Raw genomic sequence first — 14,376 nt, forward strand, 5'->3', positions numbered from 1 at the left:
TCATTGCCGTCTACCTTCCGGCATGGGCAGGGCGACACCGGGAGAGGGCAACGCCAGTCTGTTGCGAGCGGGCGTCTGCATCGAGCGGCTACCGTGTTGTCGAGCCGAGGCGACCGTCGAGCAAAAAGCGTAGCGCCCGCTGAAACAGCGGATGGCACTCTTCCCACGGCAGCTCATCCAGCGCCGCCCAGAAGAAGCTGAAGCGGTGCCCGTGGTCGTCCTCGGTCTGGTGGCTCCACTGCTCCGGCAACGGCGCCTCGGCTTCGCAAAGGTGGAACGACCAGACCTGCCCCTGATGCCCGGCATCCCAGGTGCCAAGATCCGTCACCACCCTGGCGTTGCCGATTCCCGACTCTTCCTTCAGCTCCCGCAGCGCCGCCTGGGCCGGCGTTTCGCCAGGCTCGATGCTGCCCTTGACCAGTTGTACGCCGGCCTGTGGGTGGCGAAACAGCAGGATGCGGGGCGGCTGGCCGGGCAGCAGCACGATCGGGCAGGCCTTGGTGGCTGACAGGGTGGAGAGGGGCGCAAAGGGATTGCCGCACAGCGGCACGGCTTCCTGATGCGGCCAGGTTTCCACCAGAAAGTCCCGCACCGACTTGATCCGCGCGCTTTCGCGCATGGAACGGTGGGTGCACAGCCAGACTTCGCGGCTCAGCTCCGGCACGTCCATCACCAGTTCCAGGCTGGGGGTGAGGCGGGCGGTGCGCTTTTCCACGATGCCCACGCCGCCGCCGGCAATCACGCCATCGTAGATCCCGAGTGTGTGGTTGCAGCGCAGCCAGGGCGCCGGTGCGCCGTCCAGACGTTCCCACCAGGCTTCCATGGTCTGGTCCATGCGTGACTCGTCGAGGCCGACGAAGTCCAGCGCCGCCCAGTTGCGCTCCGTCAGCGCCTGGCGTTTTTGTGCCGCATAGGGGCTGGAGGCGTAGAGGGCGAATTCGATTTCACCCAGGGGTTCGGCGATCAGGTCGCTGGACTCCGGGCGGGTGTAGCGCAGCGACAGGTCGGCTTCGCGCCGGGCCAGGTTGACCGGGAAAGGCGTGGTGAGGATTTCCATGTCCAACTGCGGGTAGCGGGTACGGATCGGCGCGAGCAGGGCGGTGACCAGGAATGACAGCCACTCATCGGCGTTCACCCGTACCGTGCCTTCCACCGTTTCCGGCGAGTCGGCCTCGCGCAGGATTTCGTTGGCTGCGCCTTCCATCTGCTCAGCCCAGCCGGCGATGCGCTGGCCGAAAGCGGTGGGGAAGCAGCCGGTGGAGGTGCGCTCCAGTAACTGCCCGCCCAGTTGTTCCTCCAGGGCATCGAGCCGCCGCGACAGCGTCGCGGTACTCAGGCGCAGGCGCTGGGCCGCACGTTTCAGGTTGCCGCTGCGCACTACCGCCAGCAGCACATGCAGGTTGTCCCATTCAAGGCGTTTCATAGGTGCAATCAATGCTCAGTGTGTCGACCATCCAGGTGCACAAATGTAAGGCATAAGTCGGACGGGTCAAGCCATCGCCTGACTCATGACCGGGCGTTAGCGTCCATGTCCGGTGCGGTGCCTATTTGCGGAAGCACAACACCTTCGACGTGAGTTTCTGCAACACCTCGTCCCGCTGATTGGTGGTGATCGACTGCACCAGCACCATGTCCCGGTCCGGTTTTGAGCGCGACGGTTTGATCTCCAGAAGGGTGCTGGTGACCTTGAGTTCGTCCCCTGGCCGGGTCGCCTGCGGCCAACTGATTTCACCGCCCGCACCGATGACGCCACGGCCCAGGGGAAAGCTGGTCACCAGCAGCTTCATGGTCAAGGCCGCAGTGTGCCAGCCACTGGCGGCGAGGCCCTGGAAGAAGGTGTCTTTCGCCGCTTCCGGGTCGATGTGGAACGGCTGTGGGTCGAACTGGCCGGCGAAGCGGATGATTTCTTCGGCGGTCAGCAGATAACGGTCGCTGACAAAAACATCGCCAACCGCCAGGTCATCCAGATAGAGTGGTTCTCGGATTTTTCCTGCTTCCATTTTGTTTTCCTCCGATAGGGTCTGGTCGAGGTTCATCGTCCTGACTCCCGAGCCGACATTCAACCCCCGACGAGTCGTTATGAGCGTTGATGCCCGCGACACCCCCGACAGCGACTGGATTCGCATGCGCCGTGACCAGGAAACCGGCATCGAAAGCGTGCACGCGCATTTCCAGGGCCACGCCTACGATCCCCACGACCACGACGAGATGCTGGTGGGCATTACCCAGCAGGGCGTGCAGCAGTTCAGTTGCAACCGCTCGCTGCACGTCAGCACGCCGGGCCGGGCGATCCTGATCGAGCCGGGGGCGGTGCACGACGGCCATGCGCCGGAGGCGGAAGGCTTCACCTACGCCATGCTCTACCTGCCGCAGGCCTACGTCTCGGGCATGACCGAACGACTGGGCTTGGGTGACGCTTCGGCCTTGCAGGCGGCGTTCCACAGTACCCTCACCGACGATGCGCAACTGATCGGCGCGATCCAGCAGGCGTTTGTCGCCGTGCACCAGAACGAGGGCCGGTTGGCCCGCGACCAGTGCCTGGACCAGTTGCTGAACCTGCTGTCGCGCCACCTGTACCTGAAGGCGCCGTCGCTGCGCCGCGATTCGCCGCTGGAACTGCAGCGGGCGCGGGATTTCCTGCATGCGCAGATGGCCCATGACATCAGCCTCGAAGAGCTGGCCACTTACTCGGGCGTAGATCGTTTCCGCCTCACCCGACAGTTCAAGAAAGCCTTCGGCCAATCGCCCCACGCCTATCTGGTGCGCCTGCGCCTGCGCGCCGCACGGGCCTTGCTCGCCCGTGGCATGGCGCCGGTGGAAGTCGCCGCCGAGGTGGGCTTCGCCGACCAGAGTCACCTGGGGCTGTGGTTTCGCCGGGCGTTCCGCATGACGCCGGCGGCTTATCGGAAGCAGTGCACAAACCTTACAGACTGATCCCGCCTCCTGCTCCGATCATGGCGCCTCAGCCATGAATGGGAGTTCAAGATGTTCGATACCAAAGTCGCCATTGTCGTGCGCAACGACCTTGCCACCTGGCAGCGCCTGAACGTGGTCGCCTTTCTTTCCACCGGCATCGCCTCAGCGGCCCCCGAGGTGATGGGCGAGCCGTACGTGGACGCCGCCGGTCGCCAGTACGGCAACCTGTTCGGCCAGCCGATGATGATCTTCGAGGCCGATCTGGCCGGCCTGCAGAAGGCCCACCGGGTTGGCCTGGAGCGGGAACTGACGCTGTCGCCCTACGTCTTCGCCATGTTCTCCACCGGCCACGATGCCGCCAACCGCGAGGTCTTCCTGGCCGAGGATCCGGCCAACCTGAACCTGGTGGGCCTGGCCCTGCGTGGCCCGAAGAAAGCGGTGGACAAAGCCATCAAAGGCCTGGCGTTGCACGGATAAGGAAGCGGACGGATGAGCAGTGCAACGGTGTGGGCCTTCTGGGCTTTCTCGATGATTTTCGTGGTGATCCCGGGGCCGGACTGGGCCTACGCCATCGCCGCCGGCGTGCGCGGACGGGGCGTGATGGCGGCGGTATCCGGCTTGCTGGTGGGCTATATCGGCCTGACCCTGGCGGTGGCGACGGGCTTTGCCGTGGTAGGCGGCAGCAACCCGGCCTTCATTACCGGTCTGACCCTGGTGGGCGCGTGCTACCTGGGCTGGCTGGGCGTCGGCCTGCTGCGCAATCCGCCGGTGCCGAAGGCCGGCGAGCATCAGACAGGGGGTGTGACCCGCACCGGGCAGTTCCTGCGCGGCACCCTGGTCAGCGGGCTGAACCCCAAGGGCTTGTTGTTCTTCCTCGCCTTCGTACCGCCCTGGACCAGCGCTCAGGCGAGCTGGAGCCTGTCCACCCAGATCGCCGTGCTCGGGCTGGTGTACACCGCCAGTTGCGCGGTGGTGTATTCGATGGTGGGGCTGGGAGCGAGTGCGGCGCTGAAGACCCGCCCGGCGGCTGCGCGGCTGATGGGGCGGCTGTCGGGGGCGGTGATGATCGTGCTGGCAGCGGGCCTGCTGGCCGAGCTGGTGTGGACCTGAGTGTGAGGGGAAGGGGCGGGCCCGCGCCTACCGGATCGCGGGATGACGTGTCTATAATGCGATTCACTTTCATTCGCATGCCTGCACACCATGACCAAGTCCTCCTCCAATCCCGAGTTGATCGGGGCGCTGGCCCTGCATTATGACGACCTGGTGGAGTACATCCGCCGTCGCTTCCAGGGTTCGCAGTTTGCGCGTGAGGTGGTGCATGACGTCTGCGTACAGCTACTGGAGAAACCACCGCAGCAACCGGTGAAGCTGCCGTTCGCCTTCCTGCGCAAGGTGTCCTTCAACAAGGCCATCGACCGCCGGCGCGCCGATAACACGCGCGGCAGCTTCATCGAGTTCACCTCCGAGGTACCGGACTGGCACGTCCACGAACAGGACGGTGCCGCCAGCCTGGACCTGGAGCAGCAGCTCGAAGCCTTGCTGGCGATCATCGAGGCGTTGCCCGCCCGGGCCCGACAGGTGTTCCTGTTGCACCGTATCCACGGCATGGCACAGCGGGAGATCGCCAGCGACCTGGGCATTTCCCTGAACATGGTCACCCAGCATTTTGGTCGGGCGATGCAGGCCATCGTGCGCGACTGGGAACCCGCGCGCCGGGCGCTGGCAGGAAAATGAAACCACCGGAGAAGCACACGCCCCCCGACGCCCTTACCCCATTCGAGCAGGCCTTGCGCGAGCGCGTGCCTTCCCGCGAGGCATTGCTGGCCGAAGCCCGGGCGCAGCTTCGCCGTGAGCGTCAGCGCAGGCAGGTGCTGGGCGGGACGGTGTCGGCGTTGTTGCTGGCGGGTGCGCTGTGGATCCTCGATCCTGCCTACTACAGCGATGACCTGCACGTTGCCGTGGGTGGCCGCGAGCGTGTGGAACTGGCCGATGGCAGCCAGCTGATGCTGAACAGCGCGACACACCTGCGCATCGAGCATCGCTTTCGCAGCCGTCAGTTCGAACTGCTGGAGGGCGAGGCGACCTTCACCGTCGCCCATGGTCCGGAGCCGTTCATCGTGCGCAGTCAGGGCGTCGCGGTGCGGGATATCGGCACGGTGTTCAATGTGCGCAGCGACAGCCGCGGGGTCGCGGTGACCGTGGTGCAAGGTGAAGTGGAGGTTTCCAGCCCGGCACTGGCGCCACAGCGTCTGCAGGGCGGCCAGCAACTGCTTGCCAGCGAGCGCCACGCCGGACCGGTCACGACGGCTGACCCGGGGCGGGTCACGGCCTGGCAACAGGGCAAACTGCGCTTCGACGGTACGCCCTTGCAGGATGTGGTCGCCGATCTGCAGCGCTACCGCCAGGCGCCGATTCGCCTGGTCGATCCGCGGCTCGGCCAGTTGCGCTTGTCCGGCGAATTCGACAGCGATGCGGTGGAGCCGCTGTTGGCGCTGTTGCCGTCGATTCTGCCGATCAGCCTCAGCCGCGCCGCTGACGGAAGCATATCGATCAAGGCCCGTTAGCGGAAAAGAGAATATTTTTCATTTCTGACCTCAACATTTTTCGACGCCCATTCGCCACTCCCTGTGAACGTCATTTTCACTGCTGTCATTGGGGAGTCACATGAGCACCACACCCGCTTCGCACCGTGCGCGGTTGAGCCGTCTTTCGCTACTGGCCGCCGGTATCACCCTGGCGTCGGCGTTGCATGCCCAGGAAGCCCGTCATGCGCTGAGCCTGCCGCCACAGCCGCTGGACCAGGCGCTGAACGCGCTGGCCGGGCAGACCGGCGCACGCATCCTGTTCGCCACCGATAGCGCCGACGGTCTGCGTTCGCCAGGCCTGAACGGCGAGTTGACGGTGGAGCAGGCGCTGCAGCGTCTGCTGCGCGGCACCGCGCTGAACGTCCAGAAGACCGGCGACGGCAGCTACCTGGTCTCCAGTCCTGCGTCCGGCAACAGCCGTGCGGTAGAGTTGGGCGCCACCAGTGTCAACGCCAGCGGCCTCGGTGCGATCAGCGAGAACACCGGCTCCTACACCACCGGCAGCATGAGCAGCGGGACCAAACTGGCCCTGTCTTCGCGGGAAACGCCGCAGTCGGTCAGCGTCGTCAGCCGCCAGCGCATCGAAGACCAGGCCATGACCACGCTGGGCGACGCGGTGAAGTATTCGCCGGGCCTGACCCTGACCAAGTGGGGCGGTGAGCGCGAGCGCTTCAACTCCCGCGGTTTCCAGCTCAGTAACCTGATGATCGATGGCATTCCCGTGCAGTACGAGGAAGCCAGCCTGTCCACCGGCCTGTTATCGATGTACGACCGGGTGGAGGTCGTGCGCGGCGCCGCTGGCCTGATGGAGGGGGCTGGCTCGCCGGGTGGCTCGATCAACCTGATCCGCAAGCGGCCCACCGCCGACTTCCAGGGCTCGATCACCGCAGGTGCCGGCAGTTGGGACAACTACCGCACCGAACTGGACCTCAGCGGGCCGCTGAATGAAAGCGGCACGTTGCGCGGGCGCGGGGTGGTGTCGGTCCAGGACAAGCATTCGTTCATCGACAGCTACAAGACCGAGCGCAACCTGGTCTACGGTGTACTGGAGGCGGACCTGGACGAGGACACCACCCTCAGCGTCGGCGCCAGCTGGAGCCAGGACAACAATCCCGGTGCCGACTGGAACGGCCGGGGGACCAACGCCGACGGCAGCTTCCTCGATATCCCGCGCTCCCGGCGCATGAGTCCGGACTGGTCGTACTGGGACAAGGAAAGCACCACGGTCTTTGCCGACCTCACCCACCATTTCGCCAACGACTGGACGGCGCGTCTGGCGGCCAGCGCGGTGAAGAGTGAAATGGACATGCTCGGCAGCTACCTCTATCGCCCCGATCCGGCCTCGCGGGTCATGGGCTTCGGCATCGGTGCCTATCACTACGAAAACACCCAGAGCAGCTTCGACGGCTATGCGAGCGGGCCGTTCAGCCTGTTCGGTCGCACGCATGAGCTGGTGGTCGGTGGCAGTTACCGCAAGCAGGACATCGACGACGGCCCCGGCGGCTGGCCGCTGGGCTTCGAGTACGAGTTCGATCCACTGGCTTTCGACGGCAAGTCGGTGCCCCGGCCGCAGATCGTCGATGCCTGGTCGCGCGATGGCCGGATTGACCAGAAGAGCGCGTACGTCACCGCGCGTTTCAGCCTGACCGAGGCGCTGAAAATGGCAGTGGGTGGGCGGATGGACTGGTATGCGTACCAGGTCACCACCCACTCCGGCAGCTGGACTGGCAACGACGGCTACAAGGCCACCCGTAAGTCCACGCCGTACCTGGGGTTCACCTACGACCTCGACGACACCTACACCGCCTATGCCAGCTGGACACGGATCTTCAGCCCGCAGAACTACGCCCTGCCATCCGGGGGGCTCCTGGAGCCGCAGGAGGGCAGCAATTATGAGGTCGGCCTGAAAGGCGAATACTTCGGCGGCCGCCTCAACGCCAGCATCGCGCTGTTCCAGATCGACCTGGAGAACCTGCCGATGCCGGTCACCTGCGACCGCGCCGACGGCTGCTACGTGGCGTCTGGCGAGGTCCGCAGCCGTGGGATCGATGTGGAGCTGAGCGGCGAAGTGTTGCCGGACTGGCAGGTGTCGGCGGGTTACACCTACAACTACGCCGAACACCTGAAAGCCTCGGAGTACGCGCCGATCGGCACCACCTCGAGCGGCAAGCGCTACGCCACCAACCTGCCGCTGAACCTGTTCAAGCTGGCGACCAGCTACCGCCTGCCAGGAGCGTTGAACCGCTGGAAAGTCGGTGGCGGCCTGCATGTGCAGAGCGGCATCTACTCCAGCGAAGGGATCGAGCAGGGCGGCTACGCGGTAACGGACCTGTTCGCCAGCTACGACGTCGACAACCACCTCACGGTCAGCGTCAACGCCAACAACCTCTTCGACCGCGACTATTACTCCAGCATCATCACGACCACCGGCGGCAACTTCGTCGGCGATCCACGCAACTACATGCTGACGGCCAGGTACCGCTTCTAAGGCGCCGGCTCAGACCGGGCTTCCCGCAGTCCGGTCCACCAGCCGGATGCTGTCCCGTCCGCCGCGCTTGGACTCGTACAGCGCCGCATCGCTCTGTTCGATCAGGGCCTCCAGGCTCGCGGGCGGCTGTTCGAACAGGTTGGCGCCGATGCTCAGGGTCACCGCTTCCGGCGTCTCGAAGGTCTTGGTGGCGGTGGTCTGGAACTGCTCGCGCAGCACGCTGCCCAGGCCGACGATGCGCTCGCGGGAGGCGTTGCCCAGCAGGATCACGAATTCGTCGCCCCCCAGCCGTGCCGCCAGCGCGTCCTGGGGCAGGGCGGTGCGGATCATCTCGCTCAGCGCCACCAGCAGGCGGTCGCCGGCGGAGTGGCCGTAGAGGTCGTTGACCAGTTTGAAATTGTCGATGTCGATCAGCAGCAGCGCACCCGGCCGTGCCGGGGAGACCTCGTCCAGCAGGCGCGGTGCACGGACTTCCAGGGCGCGGCGGTTGTACAGGGCGGTCAGCGGGTCGCGGGCGGCCAGGCGGGCGATGCGCTGCTCGCGGCGGTAACGCTCGCTGCCGGTCATCGACAGGGCGATCAGCATGATCGCCATCGCCCCTTCGACCAGGGAAATCTGGATGATCTCGCCGCGGAAGGAGGCGAGGTCGATCAGTGTGCCCGGCACCACGGCCAGGCCGGCCTTGATCAGGTAGAACAGCCCGTGCAGCAGCATCACATAGCGCAGTTGCACCGCACCGACGCTGATCGACTTGCCGTGGGGCCGCAGCAGCAAGCTGGCGCGCAACGCCAGCAGACCGATCATGGACGACTGGATGAACATCATCAGGCTCGACCAGGACGGTGTGCTCGGTAGCGCCAGCATCGCCACCCAGGACGCGAAGATCAGGTACCAGGCGCGGGACAGCCGAGTCTCGGTGAACCGCGCCACGCCCAGCAGAAACAGCCAGTGGGCAACGATCAGCAGGCCGTTGGCGAACCAGATGCCGACTACCAGGTAGCCGTTGATGCGCATCAGCGACAGCACGCAGCCGACGGTGATGGTGGCGAAACCGCCGCTCCAGAACAGCAGGGAAGACTCACGGACGCTACCCCATTCGATCGCCAGGTACAGCGCGGCGGCTGCGGCGAGGACGGTGGTAAGCATCAACATGGTGGGGGGATCGAGCGCCATGGATGGACTGGCCTTGTAAATGAGCAAAAAAAAGAATCGATTGTAAGCGGTTGAAACGTTTTTTCAGAGCACTTCCCGTGCGTTCGGTGGTCGCGGGTCGCGTTGCCGACAGGTCTCCAGTAACAGCGCGCGCACCCAGTTCAGGCCTGGATCATGCCGGGTACGTTCGTGCCAGGCCAGTACCTTGCGAAAGCCGCGGATCCTCAGGGGCGGTTCGAGGATCGCCAGTCCCTCGCTGTGCAGTGCCAGGCGGCGCGGCACCACGGCAATCAGGTCGCTGTCACGCAGGATCTGCGGTACCGCCAGGAAGCTGCCTACCGAAACCGTTACCCGTCGCGCCCGGCCGATCTGCCGCAGTGCTTCGTCGGTGACGCCGTGAAACGGATTGCCAGCGGTAGACACCAGCACATGGTCGAGGGCACAGAACCGCTCCAGGGGCAGTGTCGTGCCATGGGCATTGGGGTGGCCGGAGCGCAGCATGCAGACGTAGTCTTCGTCGAACAAGGCTGTGCTGTGCAGACCGGGCCCCTCGCTGTCCGGGGTGACCAGCGCCAGGTCCAGGTCGCCCCGTTCCAGGTGTTCCAGCAGATCCTGCGCACTGGCCGGGTGGATGGCGATGCGGATGTTCGGCGCCTGCTGGCGCAGCACGGCGAGGAAGGGCAGTACCACGGCTTGCAGGGCGTAGTCGGTGGCGGCGAGGTGGACGGTCAGGGCGGCGCTGGCCGGGTCGAATGCCTCGGGCTGCAGCAGGTGTTCGATATCGGCCAGCAGCCGTTTGACCGGCGCGGCCAGTTCCAGCGCCCTCGGTGTCGGCACCATGCCGCGCTGGGCGCGGACGAACAGCGGGTCGCCAAAGCTGTCGCGCAGGCGCGTGAGCATGCCACTGACCGCAGGCTGGGTCAGCGACAGACGCTCGGCGGCGCGGGTGACACTGCGTTCGTCGAGTAGCGCATCGAGGGCCTTGAGCAGGTTGAAGTCCAACTGTCTGATATCAGTTTTCATGATGTGCTGAATTCTAAATGACGATTGGTCTTATTTCAGCCTGGGGATCATGCTTTTGCGCAATTCATTCAAATGAGGTGCTGAACATGAACCAGATCATCTGGCCTGAGGGCTTCGTGCCGGGCTTTACCGAAAACTTCGCGTCCAATGAAGTCATTGTCGCGGGCCTGGCGGCCGCACGGGTGTGGCCGCTGCTGAGCCGCGCCACGGCCTGGCCGGAATACTACGCCAACTCGGCGAATGTCCGCTTCTACGACGGCAAGGGGCCGGAACTGGACGAAGGTGTGCGCTTCTACTTCGAGACCTTCGGCTTTCCGGTGGAGGCGCGGTGCACCGAGTTCGTCCCGCCCCGTGACGGCCAGCCGGGGCGTATCGCCTGGCATGGCTGGGCGGGCGAGGGCGAGACGCGGCTGGATGTGCATCACGCCTGGCTTATCGAAGACCTGGAGGGTGGTCGGGTGCGGATCCTCACCCAGGAAACGCAGAAGGGCAAACCGGCTGAAGAACTGGCGCGGGCACGGCCCAACCCGATGATCAACGGGCATCAGGACTGGCTGGACGGGTTGGTCAGGGCGGCACGGGGCTGAGGCCATTGCTGCATCATTGCCGGTGCCGGCCTCATCGCTGGCAAGGCCAGCTCCCACAAGGTTCTGGGCCCGCCGCACTGTCCAAGGCAGAGCGCGCTACCTGTGGGAGTCGGCCTTGCCGACGATGGCGTCATTGCAGATACCATCATTGCCTGTGATGGCCTCATTGCTGGCAAGGCCAGCTCCCACAAGGTTCTGGGCCCGCCGCACTGTCCAAGGCAGAGCTCGCTACCTGTGGGAGTCGGCCTTGCCGACGATGGCGTCATTGCAGATACCATCATTGCCTGTGATGGCCTCATCGCTGGCAAGGCCAGCTCCCACAAGGTTCTGGGCCCGCCGCACTGTCCAAGGCAGAGCTCGCTACCTGTGGGAGTCGGCCTTGCCGACGATGGCGTCATTGCAGATACCATCATTATTTGTGCTGACCTCATCGCTCAGACAGGACACCCCGAAAACGACGAAGGGCGCCTCAATGGCGCCCTTCGTGTTCAGCAGTCAACGGTGATCAAGCCCAGGGGCGATCGCCGTTTTCGTCCTTGACGCGGGTCGGCAGACCCATGACGTCGAGGGCGTGGAGGAACGGCTCGGCCGGCAGTTCCTCGACGTTGACCATGCGCTGTACGTCCCACTCGCCACGGGCGACCAGCAGGGCCGCGGCAACCGGCGGTACGCCGGCGGTGTAGGAGATGCCCTGGCTGTCGGTCTCGGCGTAGGCTTCTTCGTGGTCGGCCACGTTGTAGATGAAGACTTCGCGCGGCTGGCCATCCTTGGTGCCCTTGACCAGGTCACCGATGCAGGTCTTGCCGGTGTAGCCAGGCGCCAGCGAGGCCGGGTCAGGCAGCACGGCCTTGACCACTTTCAACGGCACCACTTCCAGGCCTTCCGCGGTTTTCACCGGCTGCTCGGAGAGCAGGCCCAGGTTCTTCAGGACGGTGAAGACGTTGATGTAGTGCTCGCCGAAGCTCATCCAGAACCGCACGTTCGGCACGTCGAGGTTCTTCGACAGCGAGTGCACTTCGTCGTGGCCGGTCAGGTACAGGTTTTGCGAGCCCACGACCGGCAGGTCGTCGGTGCGCTTGACTTCGAACATGGTGTTGCTGGTCCACTGGCTGTTCTGCCAGCTCCACACCTGTCCGGTGAACTCGCGGAAGTTGATTTCCGGGTCGAAGTTGGTGGCGAAATACTTGCCATGGGAGCCGGCATTGACGTCGAGGATGTCGATCGAATCAATGCGGTCGAAATACTGTTGTTTGGCCAGGGCCGCATAGGCGTTGACCACGCCCGGGTCGAAGCCCACGCCAAGGATGGCGGTGACGTTCTTCTGCTGACACTCTTCGAGGTGTTTCCACTCGTAGTTGCCGTACCACGGCGGCGTCTCGCAGATCTTGCCCGGTTCTTCGTGAATGGCGGTGTCCAGGTAGGCCACGCCGGTATCGATGCAGGCACGCAGCACCGACATGTTGAGGAAGGCGGACCCGACGTTGATCACGATCTGCGATTCGGTCTCGCGGATCAGTGCCTTGGTCGCCTCGACATCGAGTGCATTGAGCGAGAAGGCCTGGATGTCGGCGGGTACCTTGAGGCTACCCTTGGCCTTGACGCTGTCGATGATGGCCTGGCATTTGGAGATGTTCCGCGACGCAATCGCAATACGACCGAGCTCGTCGTTGTGCTGCGCGCACTTGTGGGCCACCACCTTGGCGACACCTCCTGCACCAATGATAAGAACGTTCTTCTTCAATTCTCTATCTCTCCTTATCTGCCAGCTCAGGAAAGGCTGGACAGGTAGTCTTCGAAACCGAACTCACGAACCAGCTCGACGCTACCGTCGAGTTGTTTCACTACGATGGACGGCATTTTCAGGCCGTTGAACCAGTTTTTCTTGACCATGGTGTAACCCGCGGCGTCGACGAACGACAGCCGATCGCCGATGGCCAGCGGACGATCGAATGGGTACTCGCCGAAGATGTCACCGGCCAGGCACGACTTGCCGCACACCATGTAGGTGTGTTCACCGTCGTTGGGGGCCATCTTGGCGTTGAGGCGGTAGATCAGCAGGTCGAGCATGTGCGCTTCGATGGAGCTGTCGACCACGGCAAGGTGCTTGCCGTTGAACAGGGTGTCGAGCACGGTGACTTCCAGCGACGCGCTCTGGGTGATGGCCGCTTCGCCCGGCTCCAGGTAGACCTGCACGCCGTAGGTTTCGGAGAACGACTTGAGGCGTTCGCAGAAAGCGTCGATCGCGTAGTCTTCGCCGGTGAAGTGGATGCCGCCGCCGAGGCTGACCCATTCGACCTTGTGCAGCAGGTGGCCGAAGCGTTCCTCGATGGTGCCGAGCATGTTGTCGAACAGGCCGAAGTCGCCGTTTTCGCAGTTGTTGTGGAACATGAAGCCGGAGATCTGCTCGATCACGCCTTCGACCTTGACCGGGTCCCACTCACCGAGACGGCTGAATGGACGGGCCGGGTCGGCCAGCAGGTAGTCGGAACTGCTCACCTGCGGGTTGACGCGCAGGCCGCGGACCTTGTCCTTGGAGGCGTCGGCGAAACGCTGCAACTGACCGATGGAGTTGAAGATGATCTTGTCGCAGTTATCGAGCATTTCCTCGATCTCGTCGTCGGCCCAGGCCACGCTGTAGGCATGGGTTTCGCCGGCAAACTTCTGGCGGCCGAGCTTGAGTTCGTAGAGCGAGGACGAGGTGGTGCCGTCCATGTATTGCTGCATCAGGTCGAACACCGACCAGGTCGCGAAACACTTCAGTGCCAGCAGGGCCTTGGCGCCGGATTGCTCGCGCACGTAGGCGATCTTCTCCATGTTGCCCAGCAGCTTTTGTTTGTCGATGAGGTAGTACGGTGTCTTGATCACTTCGAGGCTCCGGGTAGGCCAGCCAAAAAAAGAGCCGCATTGTGCCCGTACTCGATACATATCGAAAGGGCAGTGAGCGGATTTAGCTGAGGCAAGGGGGGCGGTTGAAGGTCTGGCGGGAGCGGATTCATCCGCGAAGGGGCGCTCCCACCGGATCCTGGCGGTCAGGCAAATCAATACTGATAGCGAAGTGTGACCGCGAAGTTACGAGGATCGCCGTAGTACAGGCCGCCCCAGTTGTTGGAGGTCAATAGGCCCCAGCACAGGTCGATTCGATTCCAGTTCATGCTGACCGACAGTCCGTACCGCCAGCCGGGGCTCCAGCGGGTGACGGGAGGATAATGATCCTGCGATCAATGCGCAAATAGGAATCACTATCATAAGCAGCGTTTGACACTGGCAGGTGCCCGTTCCTCAGGCGCGGCGCTTGCCCCGGCGATTGAACCCCTTCGGGCGCCGTCGCTCCAGCAGCAAGAGCCTCAGGGTCTTCGCCAGCAAGGCGCCGAGGACGCAGCCGCCGGCAGTGGCGATGATCTGCAGCAGCAGGCCAAGGCCGCTGATCAGGTCCTGCCGCTCGACGAAGTGGCTGACTTCAGGCCACAGCGCCAGCCACAGTGCGATGAACCCCAGCGTCAGGTCGTACCACAGGCCGCTGACACCCATCGGCCGATACCCGCGTACGAACAGGATGAAGGCGCTGAAGGCCAGGGCCAGCAGCACGGTGCCGAAGGTCTGGCTGAACGCATCAGGGCCGCTCATG

The 14,376-nt window shown here is 64.3% G+C and carries 14 protein-coding genes and 1 pseudogene; 7 read left to right on the plus strand and 8 right to left on the minus strand.

Annotated features, from left to right (window positions below):
* Nucleotides 1-88 precede the first annotated feature (88 nt).
* From AC05QJ_RS14295 to AC05QJ_RS14305, 3 genes and pseudogenes are all read right to left on the minus strand, one after another.
* Nucleotides 89-511: an NUDIX hydrolase gene (locus AC05QJ_RS14295; protein WP_476747944.1), complete on the minus strand. Its 423-nt coding sequence runs from the start codon at nucleotides 509-511 to the stop codon at nucleotides 89-91.
* Between the two features lie 66 nt (nucleotides 512-577).
* A pseudogene (locus tag AC05QJ_RS14300) lies at nucleotides 578-1,423 on the minus strand (LysR family transcriptional regulator); the annotation flags it as partial.
* Between the two features lie 121 nt (nucleotides 1,424-1,544).
* Nucleotides 1,545-2,036, minus strand: a complete 492-nt coding sequence (locus AC05QJ_RS14305) for a MaoC family dehydratase (RefSeq protein ID WP_476747470.1) — start codon at nucleotides 2,034-2,036, stop codon at nucleotides 1,545-1,547.
* 43 nt (nucleotides 2,037-2,079) lie between these two features.
* Here AC05QJ_RS14305 and AC05QJ_RS14310 point away from each other — a divergent pair, with 43 nt between their 5' ends.
* From AC05QJ_RS14310 to AC05QJ_RS14335, 6 genes are all read left to right on the plus strand, one after another.
* Nucleotides 2,080-2,934, plus strand: a complete 855-nt coding sequence (locus tag AC05QJ_RS14310) for an AraC family ligand binding domain-containing protein (RefSeq protein WP_476747471.1) — start codon at nucleotides 2,080-2,082, stop codon at nucleotides 2,932-2,934.
* A gap of 51 nt (nucleotides 2,935-2,985) precedes the next feature.
* Nucleotides 2,986-3,393, plus strand: a complete 408-nt coding sequence (locus AC05QJ_RS14315; protein ID WP_476747472.1) for a DUF2000 family protein — start codon at nucleotides 2,986-2,988, stop codon at nucleotides 3,391-3,393.
* 12 nt (nucleotides 3,394-3,405) lie between these two features.
* On the plus strand, nucleotides 3,406-4,026 hold the full coding sequence (locus tag AC05QJ_RS14320) for a LysE family translocator (protein WP_476747473.1): 621 nt from the start codon (nucleotides 3,406-3,408) through the stop codon (nucleotides 4,024-4,026).
* A 90-nt stretch (nucleotides 4,027-4,116) separates the two neighbouring features.
* Nucleotides 4,117-4,650 carry an RNA polymerase sigma factor gene (locus AC05QJ_RS14325; RefSeq protein WP_476747474.1) on the plus strand — a complete coding sequence of 178 codons (534 nt, stop codon included), beginning with the start codon at nucleotides 4,117-4,119 and terminating at the stop codon, nucleotides 4,648-4,650.
* Nucleotides 4,647-5,480 (plus strand): FecR family protein, encoded by an 834-nt coding sequence (locus AC05QJ_RS14330; protein ID WP_476747475.1) that lies wholly within the window; start codon nucleotides 4,647-4,649, stop codon nucleotides 5,478-5,480. The genes AC05QJ_RS14325 and AC05QJ_RS14330 overlap by 4 nt, the downstream gene beginning before the upstream one ends.
* A 100-nt stretch (nucleotides 5,481-5,580) precedes the next feature.
* A complete protein-coding gene (locus AC05QJ_RS14335; protein ID WP_476747476.1) occupies nucleotides 5,581-7,989 on the plus strand; it encodes a TonB-dependent siderophore receptor in 2,409 nt (802 codons plus the stop codon).
* A gap of 9 nt (nucleotides 7,990-7,998) precedes the next feature.
* Here the strand turns inward: AC05QJ_RS14335 and AC05QJ_RS14340 are convergent, their stop codons facing one another.
* Nucleotides 7,999-9,162, minus strand: a complete 1,164-nt coding sequence (locus tag AC05QJ_RS14340) for a GGDEF domain-containing protein (RefSeq protein ID WP_476747477.1) — start codon at nucleotides 9,160-9,162, stop codon at nucleotides 7,999-8,001.
* A gap of 63 nt (nucleotides 9,163-9,225) precedes the next feature.
* The gene (locus AC05QJ_RS14345) at nucleotides 9,226-10,164 is read right to left on the minus strand and encodes a LysR family transcriptional regulator (protein ID WP_476747478.1); all 939 of its coding nucleotides are present in this window, start codon (nucleotides 10,162-10,164) and stop codon (nucleotides 9,226-9,228) included.
* 86 nt (nucleotides 10,165-10,250) lie between these two features.
* Here AC05QJ_RS14345 and AC05QJ_RS14350 point away from each other — a divergent pair, with 86 nt between their 5' ends.
* A complete protein-coding gene (locus tag AC05QJ_RS14350) occupies nucleotides 10,251-10,751 on the plus strand; it encodes an SRPBCC family protein (RefSeq protein ID WP_476747479.1) in 501 nt (166 codons plus the stop codon).
* Between the two features lie 505 nt (nucleotides 10,752-11,256).
* On the opposite strand, the gene AC05QJ_RS14355 is transcribed toward AC05QJ_RS14350, so the two are convergent.
* The 3 genes from AC05QJ_RS14355 to AC05QJ_RS14365 all read right to left on the minus strand — a co-directional run bounded on the left by AC05QJ_RS14355 (nucleotide 11,257) and on the right by AC05QJ_RS14365 (nucleotide 14,375).
* Nucleotides 11,257-12,492: a saccharopine dehydrogenase family protein gene (locus AC05QJ_RS14355; protein ID WP_476747480.1), complete on the minus strand. Its 1,236-nt coding sequence runs from the start codon at nucleotides 12,490-12,492 to the stop codon at nucleotides 11,257-11,259.
* Nucleotides 12,493-12,518: 26 nt separating this feature from the next.
* Entirely contained in the window at nucleotides 12,519-13,616 is a 1,098-nt protein-coding gene (locus AC05QJ_RS14360; protein ID WP_476747481.1) for a carboxynorspermidine decarboxylase, read from the minus strand.
* A 414-nt stretch (nucleotides 13,617-14,030) separates the two neighbouring features.
* The gene (locus tag AC05QJ_RS14365) at nucleotides 14,031-14,375 is read right to left on the minus strand and encodes a hypothetical protein (protein WP_476747482.1); all 345 of its coding nucleotides are present in this window, start codon (nucleotides 14,373-14,375) and stop codon (nucleotides 14,031-14,033) included.
* Between the last annotated feature and the right edge of the window lies 1 nt (nucleotide 14,376).

Source organism: Pseudomonas sp. TUM25319 (genome assembly GCF_056388475.1).